The organism is Desulfitibacter sp. BRH_c19, from assembly GCA_001515945.1.
Lineage (GTDB): Bacteria > Bacillota > DSM-16504 > Desulfitibacterales > Desulfitibacteraceae > Desulfitibacter.
The window spans coordinates 253,831-276,163 of the sequence record LOER01000046.1; the positions used below are offsets into that span (position 1 = coordinate 253,831).

Below are 22,333 nucleotides of genomic sequence, written 5' to 3' on the forward strand. Positions count from 1 at the left end.
TTCCAGTTCTAAAAGTTGGAAGTAAGAAGTACCAACCTTTAATTTCTAGTACGGTGTGTCCTCTGACCTTTGAATCCCATATCGAATCATAGAAAGAAAACTATTCCTCTCATTAAGAAAGTTTCGGAGATACGTTTCATCCAAATCGCCATCATCTGTCAATTCCGATAAATACTTGTTATCAAAATAATCTAGTGTGAGCATTACCAGTTTGAAGGCCTGCCCACGGTCCACGCCTTTCCTGAGCGGAACTTTTTCAAACAGAATCTTCCACTCCTTGTCCTTATTGGCAATCAACAACCCGTACTTTTCTTCAATTTTCGCCTTCAATTCATTCGGTGTTGCAAAAAAGGCCTCTCTCACAACCTTATACAAGTCGGGATTTTTTTTGTAATAATCGAATTTGATGATACTGAATTTTTCTTTGGCTACAAAAAAATCCTGGTATTCCAACAGATTTTCAAAGCCCATTTCAATCCTTCCTTTTTCGAAGCATCTATCCAAAACACTAAGATATAACTCTTTCTTGCTGTTGAAATGATGGAAGATAAGTGCCTTTGATATGCCCGCCACCTCCGCCAGCATTGCAGTAGAAGTTTTCTCATATCCGTAGCGGGCAAACACGCTCAGACAGGCATCCAAGATTTGTTTTTTTTCATAAAGTTGTAAAGGCAAGGTCCATACCACCTTTTCATTATACTAACCGTCTGGTCATCATAATCATATCATATGCTAACCAAGCGGTCAATATATTTAGATTGTTCTTACAGGGGTCAATTTATATCATAAAAAAAGCCGGTCGAGGTACATTTCATTCCTCAATCGGTCACAAGTATCTATGGGACTTAAAGACGCCAAATATAAAATAATAAACAACGGAGAAAATGGGATCATATTAGTGGGATGTTTCAAAGAAGATTTAAACGTAGTTATAATAGTGCATTTTACTAAGTTAAGAACTGTGTCAAATTCAGCGGGAGTAAAATCTCCCCCTGAATTAAGATATCTTACTTCAATTTCTTATTCTCAGCAAGCATTACCAAAGCCTTTTCCATTCTTGCATTTCTTGTTTCAGCCTTTTTCGCCCCCGTTATCCATGTAACATATTCTTTTTTACGCGAAAATGATAGTTTCTCAAAATAATCTTTAGAACTAGGGTTCTGTCCCAATGCTATTTTGAAATCCTCTGGCATCTCTATTATACGTTCTTCCTCATCCTTCTCAACCTCAACGGTAATAATATCACCGGATTCTTTACCTATCTCTTTACGCAGGGCTTGAGTTAATCCAATCATGTAACACCCGGCCATCCTAACTATAGAACCTCGATATTCTTTCCCGTCAAAATAAGCTTTAACTTTGACACGCTTTGCACCAAATACATCCTCTACATCAAATGGAATTTCAACGTAGGCTCCATTTATACCCTCATGCTTTTTAATCTCTGCCATAAACTTTTGTCTCATACTGCCACTCCTAATAAAAATATTATATTAGACAATTCCCGCTGCTCTGATTTCCTCCACTAGTGCCCGAAACCGCCGGCTTACATAGTGAGTTAATATCTCTGTCCAATCCAGTAAGTCATCCAATACTTGACATTCTCGAACAATCCATTCCATCAGTTCCTGTAAGAAAATATCAACCTGCGGATCAGAATCCTGGTAAGTCTGCACACGTTCCAGCCATAGCCTCCCACAAAAATGACTCGAATTCGTCACAACCTTCGATCAGTTCATCGTCACTTATTTCCTCACTGTTTACGATCTGCATGATGGCGATCACCGTATGTAGCCTCGGTAATAACAAGATGGGGAGAGAACTTCTTATGCATTAGTACCGATTATGAGTAAGTGAGCTGAAGCACCTATTTCATCTGCTTCACCTAATGGTATGTATTGCATTATTTTATATGTTTAAATAACTAATCTAATTATAGCAGAGTAATGTAAAATGGTTTAGATAAAGTTTGGGCAACGGTGGAATCAATTCAAATGTGCTTCGATTTTCTGTCCCAGGTTTAAGCCATTTCATGATTTTATCATCCGCAAAGCCTGAATTTCCTGCTTATCCAATGGAATATCTTTTGTTACAGTACAGTAAATACTTCTTCAAAGAAAACAGTATCATGGCCACAAGCATAACTGTAAAACCAAAAATGCTTAAACTGCAAAAATTGCTTATTTACCAAGGAGTTCAAGTACAATACTGTTGGCTTGTTAATCCGGAGGAACAAACCCTCCATTGCTTCTCCCTCAGGAATTGCTTATACGCCCTAGTTGCAGCCGAATGGATGAAGACGTTGTAGAACACCCAAGTTTTATCGGATTATCCATTACCTTAAACGACTGTGGTATACTATACATTCAAATCTCTTTTTCTATAAAATACATAGGTTGTACTGAATAGTACTGGAATAATTACAGCGGACAGTATTACATAGACAGCATCAAAACCTCCATCAAGCAATAGATTTTTAGCTTCATAATATTTAAAAGGTGTAAGGTATTTCAAATTTTCAATCCTGCTGTTTATATCAATGGCTACCGATAGTATAAATGTGATCAATAATATTCCTGTAGATAGCGATGTAGCAGTCTTTGGATTCTTGCTTATAGCTGCTATTGCTGTACCGATAAATAAGAATATTAGCTGTAACATAAACATTCCAATCATCAATACTGTTATGTCACCAATTACCGATTCGCCATTACTATATTTTTGTACCATAACAATAGAGGAAACAAACGTTACAAGATTCAATACTAATATATTTACTAAAGTTGCTGATAGTTTTGATGTTATTATTTTATTTCTTGAAATAGGTTTTACTAATAAAAACTCTGCTGTTTTATCTCTCTCTTCCTTTGAAATTATATTGGCTCCAAGCATTGCAGCATGGATAGTTGCCATTACTACCAAGTATATAAACAGTACTCCGTAATACCCAATGACAGTTGATAAATCGAAAGTGCCTAAACCCATAATAGCCTTTAAGGAATTTGGCATTTGACCCAGTAAGTCATTTATAGATTGACCAGAGGCTGATAAAGCAGCATATTTACCCATACTGCTAGCAACCATTAAGAACACACCAATACTCCATATAATAAGGGATTTCCTATTGGCTTTCATTTCTCTAATAAACACATTCATAAGTTTACAACCTCCTGTAAATGAAAGGGGACACACCATTATTTTGGGTATTCCTTTATGGTCGAGGAATGTCCCCAATCAAACTGATAATCTAAACTGCATGGATATCCTTTTTGGAATAAATAAAATAACTAGCTGTAATAGCTGCAGCAATAAAACCTATTGCTGCAATAATAAAAGAAGTCTCATAGCTGGAATTTTGCACAATATAGGCTAAGTCAAAATATTCAAATGGAGTAATATAACGTAAAGCATCATCTCCAATAATAGATGCAACCGCACTAACGATAAAGAATGTGAATACAGTACCCAAAGAGATCGGAAGTACTGATTTAATCTTAGTTACCACAACAGAAACTATAATTCCCAACGCCAGGAAAATAAGCTGAAGAAAAAACAATGTCAGAGAAATCATCAAGAATATTTTTGTACTATACTCTTTTGTTTCTACTAGGAATGCCATAGTTGTTGCTACCGTTATAAAAAATAGATTAGTAATTACTAATGAGGTTAAAGCTGCCAAAAGCTTTGAAGTCATAATCTGTGTACGGGTAACAGGTTTAGTCAAAAGAAAATCTGCAGTTTTTTCACGCACTTCCTTGGATACAATGGATGTACCTAAACTCATGGCCTGAATTGCTCCGACAAGTGAAATATATAAGAATACATAAGAATAATATCCTATAATAGAACCTATATTTTCCACAGCAAGCCCGAATGCTATTCTTACTGCCTCTGGAAAACCTTCCATTAACTTTTTGAACTCTTCTGCCTCCTGCGAAAATGAGGGGAACATTGAAAGGAAAAGCACAATTATCCCAACTAGGGATAGGGTCCAAATAATAGTGAATTTCCTGTATGCCTTTAGTTCATGTAAAAACATATTCATGACTATCAGGCCTCCTTTTCATAGTAATGCATAAATATCTCTTCAAGATTTGGTTCCTCTACCCAAAGATTAGCGATCTCTATTTCGGATATCTTTTTCATGATGAAATTAATGTTACCCCTAAACAGGAAGCTTACCATCTGATCCTTTATCTCTAGATCAGTGACACCAGTAGTATTAAAATAGTTCTTATCTAACTTTGATTTTGTTTCTATTTGGAATTTCTTATGGTTATTTTCTTTTAAGGTACTAATCTTTTCGACCTTTACGATTCTACCTTCTTTAATAATGGCAACACGCTTACATAATCTCTGAACTTCACTTAAAATGTGAGAAGAAAAAAGAATAGTCGCTCCTTTTTTGTTTTCTTCTGCTAGTAAGTCAAAAAATTTTTGCTGCATAAGTGGATCTAACCCACTAGTAGGTTCGTCAAGTATAATAAGTTTGGGTTCATGGAGTAGCCCTTGAACAATACCAACTTTCTTTTTGTTACCCAAAGATAAATCATCAATCCTTTTTTTAAGATCCAGATTCATGATTTCGGCTAATTCATGAATTCTTTTACTGCAATCCTTTTTATAAAAACTGGCAGAATAGTTCAGAAGATCAATAACTCTCATTTTGTCATAATAAAAAACTTCTGCTGGCAAGTAACCTATCTCCTTTTTTATTTCAGGACCAAATTGGATAACGTCTTTACCAAAAATTGTGGCACTCCCGCTGGTTGGGTAAATCAATGATAATAAAGTTCTGATAGTCGTTGACTTACCTGCCCCGTTTGGTCCAATGAAGCCAAAAATTTCTCCATCTTCAACATTAAAACTTATATCAATAATTCCTCGCGCCTTGCCATAATACTTGGTGAGATTTTTTATTTCAATAACATTCACTATAGAGCCCTCTCCTTCATGTTGCTTTCATCTATTAAAAGTATTTTTTACATGGCCCTTAGTAAATATCCATTTATGTTGATACATCACCAAAATTAAGTTGAATTATAAGAAAATATCTTGTTATAAGTTAATTTCCTTATATTTGTATTAAAACCATAATTGGTTTATAGTATTGCTATAGTTAGATAAACTTTCATTAGAATTGTTAGGAGGTCTGCCATGAAAGAGCCAATCGTAATGGCAAAAAATCTGCGAAAGAGCTATGGGGATTTGCAAGCAGTAAAAGGTATTGATTTTAAAATCTATCAAGGAGAATGTTTTGGAATTCTAGGACCAAATGGTGCCGGAAAAACTACTACTGTAGCCATGCTTTATTGCTTCTTACCTGTGACTAAAGGCCATTTGGAAGTGCTAGGAATGGATGTTACTAATTCTCCACGTCAAATTAAGATGAAATTAGGAGTTGTCCCTCAAGAAAACAATTTAGATTTGGAATTAACGGTATTAGAAAACCTGATTATATACGCTAGTTATTTTGACATAAAAAAAAGAACAGCCGAAAAAAAAGCATTAGAACTACTGGCCTTTTTCAATTTAATGGAAAAGAAAGATATAAACGTGGAACAATTGTCAGGAGGAATGAAAAGACGGCTTGCTCTAGCCCGGGGGTTAATCAATAGCCCAGAAATGCTTATATTGGATGAGCCAACCACAGGTCTTGACCCTGAAGCAAGACATATTATTTGGCAGCATTTACGCCTATTAAAGCAGCAAGGTCTTACTATTGTCTTAACTACCCACTATTTAGAAGAAGCCAGTCAGCTCTGTGACTATTTGTTTATTATTGACCAAGGTGAGATTATCGAAAGAGGTTCACCGAGAGAATTAGTTGAAAAGCACATTGGAAGGTATGTTTTAGAGTTGGAACTGCCTGCTGAAAAGCACCAATGCCTGTTAGAGGAATTGGATTCAAATGTTAAGGGATACAAGCTTTTAGGCAATACTCTATATCTTTATTTGAATAGCGAGGGTCAATATGCTGCAACCAAACTACAGCAGTACCCCTATATCTCTTATCAATTACTTCGTCCTGCAAATCTAGAGGATGTATTTTTAAAACTAACTGGGAAGGGGTTGTTAGGCGGTGAATAGGTGGGCTTTTAAGGTATTATGGCGGAACTTAATTGTGTTTAAAAAGACATGGTTGACCAATATGACTTTTTATTTTATAGAGCCCCTTTTATATTTATCTGCTATGGGCTTAGGCCTTGGGGCATTTATCGGAGAAATCAACGGTACCTCATATGTTCAATTTATTGCCCCAGGAATCATAGCTTCATCCGCCATGTGGGCAGCTGCTTCAGAAAGTACATATGGATCCTTTGTAAAAATGCATTATCAAAAGATATATCACGCAATGGTTGCTGCACCTTTAAGTATTGAGGAAGTGGTTGCTGGAGAAATTCTCTACGCTGCTTTTAAGGCAGTAATTTACGGTAGTATAATTCTATTAGTTATTACAGCCTTTGGCTTGGTTGCTTCCCCTTGGGCGTTACTTACTCCTTTAGTACTAGTATTAGCAGGGTTTGTTTTTGCTCTACTGGGGATGATTTGGACAGGACTTGTACCCAATATTGACACATTTTCTTTTTTCTTTACTTTAGTGGTTACGCCTATGTTTCTTTTTTCAGGGGTATTTTTTCCCATTGATAATCTCCCAGGCTTTGTCCAAATTGCTGCCTGGTTTTTACCCCTTTTCCATGTGGTAGTCTTGCTTCGTTCTTTAGTTTTTGGAGAAATAGGCTTGTATTTACTAACTCACGTTGGAATATTAATCCTAACTATAGTAATTCTTTTCCCATTCCCCCAGCGTTTAATGAGAAAGAGGCTTGGAATTTGAGGAAAAACCAAGATCAGGTCATGCCATGGGAATTATTAATAGTAAAAATTTCGGGAGATGCTTAAAAGTGATTTTATTTCCATTTATTTGTCTAGCTGTTGGTGTTTCCATTGGTTTAAGCAAGGTATCACATCAAATTAAGAATTACATAGATGCAATTCTCAACATAGGTTTAGTTATACTGATGTTGACCCTAGGAGCAAAAATTGGCAGCAATGATATCCTCGTCAGCAGCTTAGGATTGCTGGGGATTCGCTGTCTTGTTATTGCAATATTTGCAATAACCGGTAGTGTTTTGTTTACAATATTATTCGAAAAATCGCTTCTTCCTCTACATGAGGTAAGAATTAAATTAGCCCAGGAACAAATCTCTGCCGCACAGGAGATGAGTACTGAACAAACTAAAGAAGAAAAATCTTCTTATTTAGTCTGGATAATGCCTAGCTGCCTGATTGTCGGTATGGCTGGAGGATTTTGGGTGTTACAGACAAAGACTGCTTACATAACAGAGTTTGCAAATATATTAGATCAATCACTCACATTTTCTTTAGTAATCCTTTATATTGGCGTAGGAACAAGTTTCGGAGTAAATAAGTGGGTTTTCCAGTACCTTAAATTACTCAGTTGGAGGATTTTTTTGGTCTCCGCAGCAGTTCTACTTGGAAGTCTAGCAGGAGGAGGACTAGCTGGAATCTTATTAAATATGCCAATATATATCAGCGTTGGTGCTGCTGCTGGTATGAGTTATTACAGCATGACTGGTGCGATGTTGACACAGGCTTACGGAATTGAAGCTGGGGCTTACGGATTTTTAGTAAATGTCACTAGGGAGTTTCTAACGGTTCTATTACTTCCATTTCTAGTTCAAATAAGTTTAGGAAGCCCTATAGCTTCGGGTGCTGCAGGAAATATGGATACCATGTTGGTTCCAATAACAAGGTTTGTCGGTGTGGAACTTGGTATCGTTACACTCATCACCGGTACAATCCTTACACTTCTAGTACCTATATTACTATCTTTATTGATATACATCATTTAAAAATTTTCTCCATTACACTAATAAATTTGCCATGTTCTTGATACATTTTTCTTTTAATCCATATCATCGTCATACCTTATATTTTTAACAACTATAGGATTATCTATATTCATTAGTTGAGATGTTAGTACCTGATACAATGCATCCTTTTCACTTAAATTCGCGTCCATAACAATATCATATCATACCTCCACTTTCTCACCCACGTCAATGTCCTCAGGAGCATTCGCAAACCAAATAGCATCATAATATTCCGAAATACCTCCTGTTGCACTAAAATCTTATGCCTTTGGATTAACTACAAGTATTCTTCCACCTTCTTTATCCATAACATATCCGATAATTCCAGGTTCATCACTTGTCGAAGGATCTTCAACTATACTTTGATTACAGCCCAATAGTGTTACAGTCAGCAATAACAAGATCGTTATTAAAAATATTTTTTTCAAATAAACACCCCATTTACAAAAATCTATATATTTTCAGACGTATAACACCTTAATAATGTTCGATAGTGTTCAATATATTTCAACCTGATGAATGTTTCCATGAAAATAACCCCCTGCACACAAGTGTGATTTAATTCTGCTTTTCAAAAACAAATAGCAACTGTCCTTCTTTGACAATATCATTGAGCTTCCCGTGAATTTCAACAACCTGACCATCAAATGGAGCTTTTACTGTATTCTCCATTTTCATTGCTTCAATATTTGCAATTTCTTCCCCATTATGTACTAAATCACCAACCTTTAGAGCTCCCCTTTTAGGATTGCCAATTCGCCATAGGTTTCCATTTAATGGCGACCCCACTTCCCCTGTACTTTTGGCCATCCTAGTTTCCACTTTCTTAGCTCTTGGAGTCTTAATAGAGTAAACCCTAGTCTGATTGTTTACCTTCATAACAACATGAACATAACCCTCATGTTCACTACCTATTGAAACAAGCTCTATAGTACAAGGCTTGCCCCAAAACTCAAATTCAACTTTGCACCCAGGCTTTAGTAAACCTTCACGCCAGACAGATGTCGGTAAAACTAATGGAGCTTCTCCGTAGTTTTCTCTGAATCGAATAAACTCCAAGCTATCCTTAGGATGCATAAGATAAAGAATAAACTCATCCTCTTCAGGTTGTCTACCCAAGGCCTCAATAAGATCACTCTTTAGCTTTCCAAGATTCTCTTCCTCTAATAAATCTAAAGGAGACAGTTCGCTTCGATTCGCCACATGCTTCTTCCATTCATCACCAAAGGTACTCCTATAAACCCAGTCCTCAGGCCATCCCATTGGAAGTTTGCCATATTTTCCCAGGATAAGGTTTTTAAAGTCACCTGTAGTTTGTCTAAAAAGTAGGTAAAGCTCCTCCTGCTCTTCTTCGCTCATAGCCTCAATATCTTGTTTACCCTCTTCAACAAACTTTTTTAAAAGTTGAATAATATGCCTTACTCCTGTCTCGCCCTTTTCCTTTTGGTATTTATTTATAATACCACTACAGGTTACCCAGGTAATTTGAGAGCCAGGAGTAACATCAAGATATTTAATAATTCTATTGTACAGAGACATCATAGTTAAAATATCTGGCATAAGATGCAGAAATCGACCTTTTTCAGCCTGTTCAAAAGAACTGGGAAATGCACCTCCTGGCATTCTATGATCAACTACAGTATAATCAAATCCTTTAAATGGTGATTCTGCCCAATCATAATCTCCAATCCAGTCACGTACTTTGTGAACAGCTATCTCTGCCTCATTTAAGTTGAGGTTTACTGAAATCCCTTCTTCTTCTAAAAGTGCTCGAACTGCTAAAATTGGTGGTTGACCGTAAAAACGTGTTAGTGAATCCTCCTGAACATCTAGAGCCTTTGCACCAGCCTTGGCAGCTGCCACTAGAGCAGGAACCGCCAATCCATCCGTAGCATGTCTGTGATATTGAATTACAAGATCAGGATATTTTTGCTTGATGGTATCTATAAGGCTACTTATTCGTTGCGGGCTGCCGACTCCCGCCATATCCTTTACACAAAGAATAATTTCATTGGTACCTGCACAGAGCCCAACAATATCATCAACCACTTGAAGGTAATAGCTGTTTGTTGCCCAATCTGATTGGGTAAAACATATGGTTGGTTCAAAGAGTCTACCCCTCTTCATGACTTCTTCTGCCAATGCACGCATATTTCTTACATCATTTAAAAAGGAAAAACACCTCCATACATCTATATCAACATTAGCAGCAACATATTTAATTATATTTGGAGGATATGGACGGTAGCCCCACAGGTTAGTTTCTCTAACTAATGTCTGAAGTAACACACGTGGCATTGCTTTTCTTAATTGTTCCATTTCTTCGAATGGGCTTTCCTTTCTATTCATTACCCCAACGTGCCACCTTGCACCTCCGTGGCTTTCTACACTTAACAAACCCATCTTATTATAATGGGGAGCAAGGGTATTTAAGTCATAACTACGAAGCCGATTTTTATAATCAGACTGTCCAGCATCTCTCATCGAAGTAGAGGTTAAACATATGCCTTCTAAAGATCTTATCCGATTGATAATCTCTCGGGGTGCCATGCCTGGTTCTACAAATATATAATCCTTCATCAAATTACACCTCAAATCCATTTTGGAGTGCCTAATGCTGAAACTTCAGCTACATACTTTGCTACCTTAAGCATCTCATCTTCACTATCTTTTTCAATAAACTTGGAAACAAGTTCCTCCATATGTTCTTCTATAAAACGAGTAGAAAATTCACCTTCTATAAATTTAGGATGCCGAATTATACTTAAGAGTAACGGGGCCAAGGTTTTAACCCCTTCAACGCGAAGATTTTTACTGATAGCCCTGTCCATAACTCTAATTGCATCCCTACGATCAGCACCCGTAGCCATAATGAGCATAACTAAGGAATCATAGTATGGAGGTATTTCTGCTCCTTCATAGAACCCAGGAGATATTCTAACAGCTGGTCCTTGAGGTGAATGCATCCGTGTGATAGTACCAAAGGATGGACTAAATTGGCGAGGGTCTTCAGCATTTAAGCGGACTTCAAGTGACCATCTATTTGATACTATATCAGATTGCATAAATGGCAGGGGTTTCCCCTTAGCTATGTCTATCATAATACCAACTATGTCCAACCCAGTAGTCAATTCAGTAATACCATGCTCTACCTGTAGCCTAGTGTTTACTTCCAGAAAATAAAACTTCCTTTTGGGTGCATCAAAAATAAACTCAACAGTCCCTGCAGATACATATCCAATTTTTTGCATCAGTCTTACAGCAGCATTGCAAAATTCTCGACGTAATCCTGTATCTAACGATGGAGATGGAGTTTCCTCAACGATTTTTTGGTTGCGTCTCTGAATGGTACATTCTCGTTCATAAAGGTGAACAACATTACCATATTCATCAGCGACAATCTGCACTTCAATGTGTCGTCCACGCTCTATATATTTTTCTACAAGCACCCTATCATCTCCAAAAGACTTCATTCCTTCGGAGCGAACCTGTGAAAGAGCTTCCCCAATTTGTTCATTGTTTTCAACCTTGAGCATTCCCTTACCTCCACCCCCTGCAGAGGCTTTAATCATAATGGGAAAGTCAACTCTCTCACTTTCCATCCAATGTGTGATCTCTTCAACAGTAGTAAGGTTATCACTTCCTGGTATTACAGGAATACCTATGGATGCAGCTACTTTTTTTGATTCAATTTTATCCCCCATTGCGCGAATCACTTCAGGTGGCGGCCCGATCCAGATTAACCCTGCCTCCATCACTTTTCGAGCAAAAAGATCATTTTCAGCGAGAAAACCCCACCCTGGATGTACAGCATCTGAGCTTGTCTTTAGGGCAGCGTCTATGATTTTATCAATATTTAGATATGAATCACCCGGCGGCGCATCACCAATATGTACTGCAGAATCTGCCATGTGGACATGCTGTGAAAGACGGTCTGGAGTACTATAAACTGCAGCATTCTTTATTTTTAGATCCCGGCAGGTATGCATGATTCTTACCGCTGGCACACCACGGTTAGCTACTAACACTTTATTGATCTTTCTTTCCATTCTATTACCTCCTCATCATACAGAGTAAGAAAACTTATATCTTTATAAATTCCCCCCAGTCACTAGTGAGAGTCTAATCTAATATTATAATCTAACTTTCCCTATTGTTTATAGTACTCAAATATATTACAAAATACACTTATCGTCTAGATTTCTCCAAAATAATCAGCTAACAATCTTAAATACTGCAATCATAAAGATATAAATTATCTTTACTATAAGAGTTAAATCCATTCCTGTAAAGGTAAAATGTATTTGTATACAAAATTCTTCTTAAGATACTATTAGCGGATATACCTAGAATAAAAAATCACCCTCGAAGGAGTGATTCTCTTAAATATAGAAATTAGCCTATTTTTTAATTATTGGCACCTGCAACTCTGTGAGCCAATCGTTCTCATTTTCCTTATTCCAGATTCCGTCAATATATGATTCTCTAGGGTTTTCACAAGGTGTATAATTGTTATCAGCTATCCACATAAACAAATGGGCATAAGCATTACCAATTGTTCTATATGGTCCTTTATGTAATACACAAGCTGCAGTTGGAACTCTATCTATCTTTTTGAATTTGATGGTGCCTGTGTCAGTTCCCATAGATGTAACTGCTTCACAATACTCCACATCAATATCCTTTTCCTTATATTCACCATCATGATAAATAATAAAGCAATATTCTGGTACAGCACATTTCAGATCAGGGTTAGCCTTGCTTACTTCCTCCCCTATCTTTGGAATAATATCAAAGTAATAATCATAATTTGGGATAACCATCCGTTTAGAATAGACGAGAACCTCCGGAAGCTCTTTTAATACAACTTCATAACTCATATTGAAATCCTCCTTCATTTTTTCAAGATAATGCGTAATTTGTGAGAGCTGTTGTTGGTTGTCTTCAATTAATTCTTCAAGCTCCAGTTTTCGTTCCATAAAAACTCCGGCAATATTTCGGCCGTTTAATATTGCTAGAATTTCATCGATTGAAAACCCGATTTGACGAAGAGCTATAATCTTGTGGAGCTTTGGCAGTTGCTCAGAAGTATAGTACCGATAACCATTTTCTCTATCTACAAAAGCAGGTTTTAGTAACCCCATTTCATCATAATATCTTAGAGTTTTGACAGTTACTTTGTTGATTTTTGAGAATAGTCCTATTCGATACACAATTTCTCACTCCATACACATTATTTGTTTATGGTTTCAATATAAATGCTCCCCTAACGGGAGAGTCAAGGGTGATTTGGTGAATTCTCCATAGGTATTCTTAATGAAAGGCATGTAAGTCCTCCATCCATTTTTTCAAACTCTGACATATCAACTTCAATAATTTCAAAGCCTGCACCTAAGAGAGCTTTTTTTGTCTTTTTAAAACCTTTCGGAATTATAAGATAACCATTTACCAATATACAGTTTGCTGAATAAGCCTCATCTTCATCTACCTTTATCATTTTAAAATCTTTGAATGCCACATTATCTATGAACTCGCCCGTAGCAATCAGCGTATTGTTTTCTACATAGACTACACCAGTTTTAAGATGAAGAATATGCTTTACTGGTACTGTTGAAGCAGTATAACCATATTTATTTAATATCCCAGTAAGTTGCTTTGCACCTTCTGAGTCTGTTCTTTTTGAAATTCCTATATAAAAATGATTATCAATCCGTAAAATATCCCCACCATCAAGACATGCATCATCTGTTAAGTACTCTATGTTGTCGTAGAAAGCCCTTAAAGCTCCAATTACCTCTATTTCCTCTCCTTTTCTAGAATCTGCACCGGGTTTTGTAATTATGGCACATTTTTCTGTTACAATTGCAACATCCTCAACAAATGTTGAATCAGGATACCTGTCATCTGCTTCTAATATAATCACGCTACATCCACATTTTTTAAACGCTTCAATATAATCTTCATGTTGTTTCTGTGCCAACTCGTAATTTGGCTTTCCCAAACCAGATGTTGTAATACCATCAGCAAAGTTTTGTGAGGGCCTTCTTACTATTATATTTTTTATCATGCTTCGCATCTCCCTTTATTAAGTCGCATTATTATTTATAAATTCTAAATTTAATAACCATAATCTGTTTTATATTAACACTTTTGATTCCTCACTTCAATGCATAATGAACAAACTTCATTTTGTATATCATAAAACTACTTAAAGTCTTTCTTATATTCAATATTCTTTCAATAATTAGCAAGCAAAAACCTTGACATGGGGATGTCAAGGTTCTTGCGGTTTTATTACTATTTTATTACTATTCAAGCAGTCCCTTTTGTAAAACTCCCACACCTTTGCCAAGTTCGATATTAACACCCATTTTATACAAGGTTCTTTCTATTGCAGCCATAACAGCTACCAACTCATGGGTGTCTGTGTTTCCCATATGGCCTAGTCTAAACATTTTGCCCTTATATGGTCCAAGTCCACCAGCAACAACTACTCCTTCTTTTAGCATAATATTCCTAAATTCTGCATCATCTAGACCCTTTGGATAAATTAGATTTGATAATGTAACTGCCCTGCAATCAGGTTCTGCTAATACTTTTAGCCCTATAGTTTCTAAGGCAGACTGCATAGCTTTTGCAACTTTTATATGTCTTGCATATCTATTTTCCAAGCCTTCTTCTTTAATTATTCTGATTGCTTCCTTCATTGCCCATACCAAGTTAACGGCAGGTGTAGCAAAATACAATGCAGGATTGTTCATAATTGGTAGCCATTTATCAAAGTCTGCATAAAATTCTGGTATTGTTCCTAAAACACCCCTTCTTTCCATGGCTTTCGGTCCAGCCCAAACAATAGCCAGCCCTGGTGGTACTCCAAATGCTTTCTGAGATCCAGTTAATAATACATCTATTCCCATCTTATCAACCGACTCTGGTATAGCTGCTGTTGCACAAACTCCGTCAACTATATATAAGGTCTCCTCGAATTTGGCAACTGCCTTACCAATCTCTTCGATGGGAGCGCAGACTCCTGTTGCTGTGTCAACGTGGGTGACAGTAAGTGCCTGGTATGTTTTTTCACTTAACTTCTTTTCAATTTCCGACACGGGTACTATTTTACCCCATTCACTAGATAATACATCGACATGTATACCCTTTCTTTCACATAGGTCAATAAACCTGTCACCAAAGTAACCATGAGATATTATTAATACATTGTCACCCTTTTTGGTAGTGTTTGCAATTGCCATCTCCATGGCAATAGTTCCACTACCAGCTATAACAAAGACTTCACCTTCTGTACCCCACATTTCTTTAAGGTCAGCTATTACCTCTTTGTAATCCTTTACAAAGTCTGGATCACCAAAAGCCGCTGTTGGCCTTCCCATCTGTTTCTGAATAGAGTCTATGACCGGTGTTGGACCTGGTATCATTACTAGTCTCCTATTCTCCATTCTCTCACTCCTCCTTTTTATAAATTAGCGTTCCTCCGCTTAGTCTTTAGAGTTATATATCTACCTCTTATATCCTATTCATTCTTGTTAGATTTAATACTATCAGCCTTGGTGCTGTAATGTTACATACCTAAGTTTGTACCAACAAGCTTAATAGTTTTGCTGTTATAGTATGGATTTGACAAAGACTTGCTTCTTACCTCTATTATAAAGAGTTTTTTTATCAGATATAGCAAAAAGTTAATTATATGGTAGATCATGCCGTTAATTCCACAAATATTTTATATGGGTTAAGACCCCCACTTCTATAAGTGGGCTCTAAATCAGGTGGAATAGAGTCTCCATCTGATTCCCCAATGTTCAGCTTTGGTGAACGAGTTCACTATCGCTGGTTTTGCCAATACTATCTCAGTAAAATGCTCTGCTTCTTCCTTTTTAAGCTTGAGTACAGTTATAATTCCATAGACAGGCATCCCACCCATAAGCCCTAATATATAGATAGAAGCTGCCAATGAAGCCTTCTCTATTACCAAGCTTTGCCATCATTTCTGCCCAAGCACTCATACTTACTAACATTTCACTTATACTGTCAGATATATTGGGTGTAATTATGCCAATTGCACCGCCAATAAAGGCCATACCTAGAGCCCAAGCTAAGATGGTCCCTTTATTATGCTAGTATCATAGGTATAGCAGATATTATAATAAAAACGGCTAGAAGCCAAAAGTTATTATCCCCAAATGGTATGGTAATGCGAAACCATGATTGGGGAACAAGCCATGCCCAACCAGTACTGCCCCCACCTACATTATTCACAACCATAGGAATAAAAGTTGCTACTAACACAGCAAAGACAATGCCCCTTGCCCCTCCTCCATGCTCCTAAAGTTGGCCACTTAGTCCACCAATCCCTGATAATAGCCATCCTGAAGCTACAACCGGCAGTTCTGAAATATGAAAAATATAGTGGGCATAAGAGAAAGGTGAAATGCTATTAGCAGGAATATGCAAGTTAATATCGAATAACACGTAGAAATAGTTCGAGCTATTGTACCTTTCATTATTATGATTATAAGCAGAAATAACCCGCACAAACGTAATGCTTTATACTCATTCCGTTTCAAACGAATATAAGTAATTTACAGAAAGGAGTCATTATGTTTGAAGAGAAGATTCGTCCATTATTTCTTCGCCTTTTGGCAACACAAAGTGATACCAATACTTTAAGGGAAACCTATATTGAGGAGCAGATTCTACACTGGATTAAGGAACAACCCTATTTCTATGAAAATAGTGATCTCTGTGGCACTTATCCCATTGATAATGACCCTCATCAGAGAAGTGTTGTTTGGTCATTAGTAAATGGAAAAGGTAATAAGACTATCGTCATGATTCATCATCACGACGCTATAGATATTGAAGAATATGGAACGTTAAAATCTATTGCCCTAAGACCTGATGAATTAGAAGTGGCATTTAAGAAGCGTCACCTCCCCCTGCAAGCGAGGAAAGATCTTGACTCTGGAGAATGGACTTTTGGTCGCGGTACTGCAGATATGAAGTCTGGTGCTGCAATTCAGCTGGTCTTAAGTGCTCATTTTTCAGAAGAAAAAGACTTTTCCGGTAATATTCTTTTGCTTAGTGTGCCGGATGAAGAAACCCTATCAAGAGGTATGCTTAGTGCAATTCCTTTAATGACATCTTTAAGAGAAAAATATCAATTAGAGTATATTCTAACAATTAATAGTGAACCTTATTTTAATCATACTAAAGGCAAGGCCATATTTTATGAAGGTTCTGTTGGGAAGATTATGCCTGTACTTTATGTAAAAGGCGTTAAGAGTCATATTGGAGAACCATTTAATGGCTTTAATCCATCCTTAGTACTTGCAGATTTACAGAGAAAAACTGAACTCAATGTACAGCTTTGTGATGTGCATGATCATGAAGCCACCCCACCCCCAGTTTGGGTTAATCTCAAAGATCGAAAAAAAGCCTATGACGCCTCCATTCCAGAGGCCGCTACAGGTTATTTCAACTGGTTGACCTTTACCAGGTCTCCTAAGAAAATTATGGATACATTGGTTTCTCTATCTAAAAGAACCTCAAGAGATACCTTAATTCACTTTCAAGATGCTTATGAAAATTATTGTAATTTAATTGGAGAAGAACCAGAGGAAATATCCTTTACTCCTAAAGTCTATACTTTTGAGATGATTTATAATCTGGCGATGGATAACAACAAAGTACTCTTTGAAGAAGCCTATAGTGCTTTTCAAGAGGAAATGGTGGAAATATTACATGAAAATATAATTAACCTTCCAGAAGCAACTACACGTCTCATTGAATTTATTATTGAGTGGATTAATTTAGAAGGTCCGTCGATTATTGTAGCGCTATCTGGTCCATACTATCCACATATCAATAACGAGTTTATTGATCAGAAGATACCCTTTTCCTTTGAAAAAACCATCAACAGGATTGCATGGGAGAAATATAAATTAACATATGAATCCCAAGGTTTTTTTATGGGCATCTCTGATTTATCCTATGCTTCTTGGGCGGGTAAAGAAGAAGATATTAAATCAATAAAAGTCAATAGTCCTGGCTGGGATGTCATCTATCATATTCCATTTAAAGAACTCTCTAGCTTGAAAATGCCAGTCATTAACATTGGTCCATGGGGCAAAGATCTGCATAAAGTAACTGAAAGAGTCTTAACAAAGGATGTCTATGAAAGAATCCCAACCATCATTCATGATTTAATACTTGAATATCTTTCAGCAGCTGAACAGTAGTGACTCAGGAATAAAATTAGTCTAAATAATCAGGGTTTTTTATCCGAGTGACTACCGCCACTAAGCCTCCTAAAGTTAACTCCACCTAAGTTCAAGAATCCTGTTTATCAATCTCAGAAGAAAAGAGTCAATGTTTCTTCCAAGCTTTAAACTCTGCAATGATAAATTACCAGTAAACAGAATTAGCTCCATCTTAATATTTGAAAGATCCTCTATCCTCCATTTAGGGGTATACAATTTCTAAGCCTTAGTTACTGCTACTACATACCTTTCCAAAAACATTGGAGACTTCTTTGATGGTCATGGTGGGATTATTACAATCAACACTATCCAATACTTTTTTAATATGGCCAATATCTTTTCTTTTGGCCGTAATTTCAATAACATATCTCTTGTTCCCATTGATTCCGTAAGTAACCATGGTATTTACCGAGAAACCGGCTTTTCTCAACTGATCCGAGATAGTAATCATCCTATCCTTATCACTCACCGTGATATCAGCCTCGATCATTCCGATTGCAATCTTTTCTTCGACTGCTCCCCCAACTAGGACTCCAAGCATCTTTCCTACCGCAAAAGCTAATATATATAAATATTCGCCATCTGAAGTCACTTTGGTAATTACTGTCGCAAAGATAATCGCATCTATAAAAACTATGACATAAACAGGTCTAAAATATTTTTTCGCTGTAAAAATAGTCTTTAACGTTCCTATGGCATTACTTATAGTCATAACTAAGACAACTAAAAATAGTTCTAAAAACATATTCATTTCTTAACACCTCCTTTCAAAGCGTTTATTAATTCTTGTAATTTCAGCATATGTATTTCGCTACTTCCACATAAAAAAGCCCCTCTTGTCGATTAGAAGAGGAGCTACTTTTTGTTAACCTACTTCTTTTTTATATCTACACTTTGCCGTAAACCACGTTATAGCATACATCTACATAATAGTACATTCAAATTTTAAAATGCTTCTTAAATATTTTCTACAAATTGTATTTTTACTCCGTTGGGATCAATCACAAAGAAGAACTTAACATGTGGATTTGGTTGAAATGGCCCGCTATGAATACTTATGCCTTTTTCTTGAACAAATGCCATCATTTCTTTAACTGATTTTACTTCAAAACCTAGTGAAATATCTTGTCCAATATTAACTTCTTTATTGGCCTCATTGCAAATTAACTCGACCTTCGTTTCTCCGTCCCCTAAAAACGCAATCTCAACTCCTGGCCCAGCCTCAAATTTTCTATCCACTACAAGACCTACTATTTCTCGATAGAACTTTAAGGAATCCTCCATATTTTTAACCGCTATTGTAACCCAACAAAATTTCATGGCATTCTTCCTCCCTAAATATAATTTTATTCATATTCATAATTAATTCGAGTTATTGTCCTATTTCCCTTCTTCTAAGTCGTTTAACCTTGTTGAAAGGTATTGGAGATTAGTTCAGATGCGCAAGGAGCAGAAATTAATCTAGGTATAAAAGTTGGAGATGATGCAGAACGGGTATTTGATACTTATCGAGCAAAATATACTGAACCAGAAAGCGGCCATGGTTATGGCGAATTAGTTGGTGTATTTAAAATTGAAGAAGGAGCGGCCATAATCTTTGATTTTAATATGGAAGATGGTATTGTTAATCCTGAAAAAGTTAATTCAAATGACATATTGGAAAGAATTATCCTTACCTATCCACCTCATATTGAAGAGGACTTTTAAAAAAAACTTGTTTGCAGCATTGATGACACCAAAAAGCTCGCCTTTGGCGAGCTTTTTTTGTACTATCAGCAAGTATAAGTTCAAACAAGGTAGATAGTATTCACAAAGACTAAGGCTTGCGCCTGCGTCTAAGGACTTGGCGCAAGCCAAGTTTTGTTTTATTGCGCCCATAACAAACGGTAACAGTTTATCAAGACGAGCTATCGTATTCTATTTTTGCCTTTTATAAACTTTCGTGCATTTTTCATTCCGCCCACTTCCCTGAACATTGCGGTAATCTTTTCAGTTTCAATCTGTTTGGAATTTAATCCCTCATACTTAGCTTCCTTTTTTAGCTTTAAATAGCTTGTAAGCCTATCTTCAGACAGAACGCCATCGTCTATAGCCTTTTGTACCGCACAGTTTGGCTCACTAGAATGAGTACAATTATGGAATTTACATCTTGTTGATAGTTCATCAATATCAGCAAAGGTTTTTGATAGATCAGCACTATCAATCCCAATTTCTCTCATCCCCGGAGTATCAATAACTACGCCTCCACTCGGAAGTAGAATAATCTCTCTCCTGGTAGTAGTATGCCTACCTTTATCATCATTTCTGATTTCTTTGGTTTCAAGAGCATTTTCGCCAATTAGCCTATTAATTAAGGTTGATTTTCCAACACCTGACGATCCTATGAATGCAATAGTTTTGCCACTACCAAGATAGTTCTTGACAGATAAGTATCCATCCTCACTCATACTTGAAGTAACAAGAACATCAACCCCACAAGCAACAGTTTCAAGCTCTGACAGCTTTTGATCGAGATCATTGCATAGGTCAGCCTTAGTGAGCACAATAACTGGAACTGCACCACTATCCCATGCAATTCCAAGGTAGCGTTCTACTCTACGAAGCTTAAAATCATTGTTAAGCGACATACAGATAAAAACCGTATCAATATTCGCAGCTACAATCTGTTCATCATTTGATGTTCCTGCAGCTTTTCTAATAAAGGCGCTTTTCCTAGTCAGGACGTGATGAATAATTGCATTTCCGCTAGCATCTTCATTTCGATCAAGCATAACAAAATCACCCACCGCAGGGTAATCAGACAAAGTTCTTACATCAAAACGAAATTTCCCAGAAATCTCTGCTCTTAGCTCACCATTTTCGGTGGCAACCTTGTATAAATCTTTGTACTGGGAAATTACTCGCCCAATATAAAGATCTCCGTATAAAGTAGACTCATTAACAAACCTTTGACTGAGCCCTAAATTTTTAATGTCTATTTTGCTCAATTTTTATTCCTCCTAAAGGTTTAATTGTAACTTTTGGGAGGTTTATACACCGAATTATTTTGTATCTACCTCCCGATTTGCTACAATCTCTAACGTACTGTTTTTAGACATAAAATAACAACTCCTTCGTTAATGCTTATTTAAATATTAATTAAATTTTAAACAAATAAATTATATCATAAAAATACTTTACTGTATGTCTAAGTTACTACTGATATAATGAACCACTCTATATTTGATTTTTTCAATCTAGAGCTTTTTGCCCTTAGGATGTTAATACCATTTCTTTTGGGTTCCATTGGAAACTACTGTCTTTCTTATAGCGATGACCTTGTATTAATAACAATACCATTCTTTGGCATTTGATACTACAATTAGTGAGTAAAAACTACTTTTTCAAAATCGGTATCCATATTTGGCTTTTAAAAGTAGGTGAAGTTACGTCTTTATTCTCGGTCCACAAGATTTCCGGCCCTTCTGTTTGTTGATAATTTGAGGATGGAAACCATTCGGAATAGATGCGTCCCCAGACATCTTGCAGTGTATCAGGAAATGGTCCAACTGATTCGAATACAGCCCATGTTGAGGCAGGAACTTTAAGTTGTGTCAGGTTATCTGGACATTCATTAGTTGTAGCAACGCCGATGTAATGATCAAGTTCCCCTTTTTCCTCCATTCGGCCTTCAGAAAAGTTCGTGGATGCTTGAAGTAGCCCTAAAGGCTCGACATTAGAAAGCTCCTTAAGTTTATTTATCGTTTGATCATTTAAAGTTTTCCACATAGAGGCAATCTCTGGATTAACCCCGTGGAAAATTATAGGAACCCTTCTCTTGATACCAACTATACAAAATCCCTCTTTTTCTTCAATTCGATAGTTCATTTCACTTCCTCCTTTAATTGATAACTGAAAGGCCATTCGTGGATAGGCTTTTAGTGATTGACCACTATTTCTCGCTTCTGACGGTGTTATCCCGTGTAGACTTTGAAAAGCTCTTGTAAAAGAATCTGGTGAATTGTATCCATATTTAATTGCAACATCAATTATCCTAATGCTATTATTATTAAATTCAAATGCTGCAAGAGTGAGGCGTCGGCGGCGAATGTATTCCGATAGTGTAACACCTGCAAGGAACGAAAACATTCTTTGAAAATGATATTCCGAGCAAAAAGCCAG

Annotated in this window: 22 protein-coding genes; 6 read left to right on the forward strand and 16 right to left on the reverse strand. The window is 36.6% G+C overall.

Annotated features, from left to right (window positions below):
• Nucleotides 1-45 precede the first annotated feature (45 nt).
• From APF76_10610 to APF76_10620, 3 genes are all read right to left on the reverse strand, one after another.
• Nucleotides 46-675 carry a TetR family transcriptional regulator gene (locus APF76_10610; protein KUO49067.1) on the reverse strand — a complete coding sequence of 210 codons (630 nt, stop codon included), beginning with the start codon at nucleotides 673-675 and terminating at the stop codon, nucleotides 46-48.
• A 332-nt stretch (nucleotides 676-1,007) separates the two neighbouring features.
• Complete coding sequence (locus tag APF76_10615; GenBank protein ID KUO49068.1) at nucleotides 1,008-1,466, reverse strand: antitermination protein NusB; 459 nt, start codon at nucleotides 1,464-1,466, stop codon at nucleotides 1,008-1,010.
• Nucleotides 1,467-1,493: 27 nt separating this feature from the next.
• Nucleotides 1,494-1,676, reverse strand: a complete 183-nt coding sequence (locus APF76_10620; GenBank protein ID KUO49069.1) for a hypothetical protein — start codon at nucleotides 1,674-1,676, stop codon at nucleotides 1,494-1,496.
• A gap of 320 nt (nucleotides 1,677-1,996) precedes the next feature.
• Between APF76_10620 and APF76_10625 the strand changes: the two genes are divergently transcribed.
• The gene (locus APF76_10625) at nucleotides 1,997-2,308 is read left to right on the forward strand and encodes a hypothetical protein (protein KUO49070.1); all 312 of its coding nucleotides are present in this window, start codon (nucleotides 1,997-1,999) and stop codon (nucleotides 2,306-2,308) included.
• A gap of 50 nt (nucleotides 2,309-2,358) precedes the next feature.
• Here APF76_10625 and APF76_10630 read toward each other — a convergent pair whose 3' ends face one another.
• The 3 genes from APF76_10630 to APF76_10640 all read right to left on the reverse strand — a co-directional run bounded on the left by APF76_10630 (nucleotide 2,359) and on the right by APF76_10640 (nucleotide 4,935).
• A complete protein-coding gene (locus APF76_10630) occupies nucleotides 2,359-3,156 on the reverse strand; it encodes an ABC transporter (protein KUO49071.1) in 798 nt (265 codons plus the stop codon).
• A 91-nt stretch (nucleotides 3,157-3,247) separates the two neighbouring features.
• Nucleotides 3,248-4,045, reverse strand: coding sequence for an ABC transporter permease (locus APF76_10635; GenBank protein ID KUO49072.1), 798 nt, complete (start codon nucleotides 4,043-4,045; stop codon nucleotides 3,248-3,250).
• A gap of 5 nt (nucleotides 4,046-4,050) precedes the next feature.
• Complete coding sequence (locus APF76_10640) at nucleotides 4,051-4,935, reverse strand: ABC transporter (GenBank protein KUO49073.1); 885 nt, start codon at nucleotides 4,933-4,935, stop codon at nucleotides 4,051-4,053.
• 222 nt (nucleotides 4,936-5,157) lie between these two features.
• Between APF76_10640 and APF76_10645 the strand changes: the two genes are divergently transcribed.
• Genes APF76_10645 through APF76_10655 form a run of 3 tightly spaced genes read left to right on the forward strand, consistent with a single transcriptional unit; the run spans nucleotide 5,158 to nucleotide 7,877 of the window.
• Nucleotides 5,158-6,090, forward strand: coding sequence for an ABC transporter (locus APF76_10645; GenBank protein KUO49074.1), 933 nt, complete (start codon nucleotides 5,158-5,160; stop codon nucleotides 6,088-6,090).
• Nucleotides 6,083-6,838 (forward strand): ABC transporter permease, encoded by a 756-nt coding sequence (locus APF76_10650; protein KUO49075.1) that lies wholly within the window; start codon nucleotides 6,083-6,085, stop codon nucleotides 6,836-6,838. The genes APF76_10645 and APF76_10650 overlap by 8 nt, the downstream gene beginning before the upstream one ends.
• Nucleotides 6,828-7,877: a hypothetical protein gene (locus tag APF76_10655; protein KUO49076.1), complete on the forward strand. Its 1,050-nt coding sequence runs from the start codon at nucleotides 6,828-6,830 to the stop codon at nucleotides 7,875-7,877. The genes APF76_10650 and APF76_10655 overlap by 11 nt, the downstream gene beginning before the upstream one ends.
• Before the next feature lie 579 nt (nucleotides 7,878-8,456).
• Here APF76_10655 and APF76_10660 read toward each other — a convergent pair.
• The 6 genes from APF76_10660 to APF76_10685 form a co-directional block, all read right to left on the reverse strand.
• Nucleotides 8,457-10,478 (reverse strand): biotin attachment protein, encoded by a 2,022-nt coding sequence (locus APF76_10660; GenBank protein KUO49077.1) that lies wholly within the window; start codon nucleotides 10,476-10,478, stop codon nucleotides 8,457-8,459.
• A gap of 11 nt (nucleotides 10,479-10,489) precedes the next feature.
• Nucleotides 10,490-11,947 (reverse strand): carbamoyl-phosphate synthase subunit L, encoded by a 1,458-nt coding sequence (locus APF76_10665; GenBank protein KUO49078.1) that lies wholly within the window; start codon nucleotides 11,945-11,947, stop codon nucleotides 10,490-10,492.
• 351 nt (nucleotides 11,948-12,298) lie between these two features.
• Complete coding sequence (locus APF76_10670; GenBank protein KUO49079.1) at nucleotides 12,299-13,111, reverse strand: MerR family transcriptional regulator; 813 nt, start codon at nucleotides 13,109-13,111, stop codon at nucleotides 12,299-12,301.
• Nucleotides 13,112-13,176: 65 nt separating this feature from the next.
• Nucleotides 13,177-13,965 (reverse strand): N(G),N(G)-dimethylarginine dimethylaminohydrolase, encoded by a 789-nt coding sequence (locus tag APF76_10675; GenBank protein ID KUO49080.1) that lies wholly within the window; start codon nucleotides 13,963-13,965, stop codon nucleotides 13,177-13,179.
• Between the two features lie 241 nt (nucleotides 13,966-14,206).
• On the reverse strand, nucleotides 14,207-15,352 hold the full coding sequence (locus tag APF76_10680) for an aminotransferase V (GenBank protein KUO49081.1): 1,146 nt from the start codon (nucleotides 15,350-15,352) through the stop codon (nucleotides 14,207-14,209).
• A gap of 323 nt (nucleotides 15,353-15,675) precedes the next feature.
• Nucleotides 15,676-15,864 (reverse strand): hypothetical protein, encoded by a 189-nt coding sequence (locus tag APF76_10685; protein ID KUO49082.1) that lies wholly within the window; start codon nucleotides 15,862-15,864, stop codon nucleotides 15,676-15,678.
• A gap of 646 nt (nucleotides 15,865-16,510) precedes the next feature.
• Between APF76_10685 and APF76_10690 the strand changes: the two genes are divergently transcribed.
• Complete coding sequence (locus APF76_10690) at nucleotides 16,511-18,151, forward strand: hypothetical protein (GenBank protein KUO49083.1); 1,641 nt, start codon at nucleotides 16,511-16,513, stop codon at nucleotides 18,149-18,151.
• A gap of 247 nt (nucleotides 18,152-18,398) precedes the next feature.
• Here APF76_10690 and APF76_10695 read toward each other — a convergent pair whose 3' ends face one another.
• Nucleotides 18,399-18,923 (reverse strand): hypothetical protein, encoded by a 525-nt coding sequence (locus tag APF76_10695; GenBank protein KUO49084.1) that lies wholly within the window; start codon nucleotides 18,921-18,923, stop codon nucleotides 18,399-18,401.
• 206 nt (nucleotides 18,924-19,129) lie between these two features.
• A complete protein-coding gene (locus tag APF76_10700) occupies nucleotides 19,130-19,492 on the reverse strand; it encodes a glyoxalase (GenBank protein KUO49085.1) in 363 nt (120 codons plus the stop codon).
• A 102-nt stretch (nucleotides 19,493-19,594) separates the two neighbouring features.
• Here APF76_10700 and APF76_10705 point away from each other — a divergent pair, with 102 nt between their 5' ends.
• On the forward strand, nucleotides 19,595-19,879 hold the full coding sequence (locus APF76_10705) for a hypothetical protein (protein ID KUO49086.1): 285 nt from the start codon (nucleotides 19,595-19,597) through the stop codon (nucleotides 19,877-19,879).
• Between the two features lie 200 nt (nucleotides 19,880-20,079).
• Here APF76_10705 and APF76_10710 read toward each other — a convergent pair whose 3' ends face one another.
• Nucleotides 20,080-21,159 (reverse strand): ribosome biogenesis GTPase RsgA, encoded by a 1,080-nt coding sequence (locus APF76_10710; GenBank protein KUO49087.1) that lies wholly within the window; start codon nucleotides 21,157-21,159, stop codon nucleotides 20,080-20,082.
• A gap of 388 nt (nucleotides 21,160-21,547) precedes the next feature.
• The coding region (locus tag APF76_10715; protein KUO49102.1) for an AraC family transcriptional regulator at nucleotides 21,548-22,333 on the reverse strand (786 nt) is incomplete at its 5' end.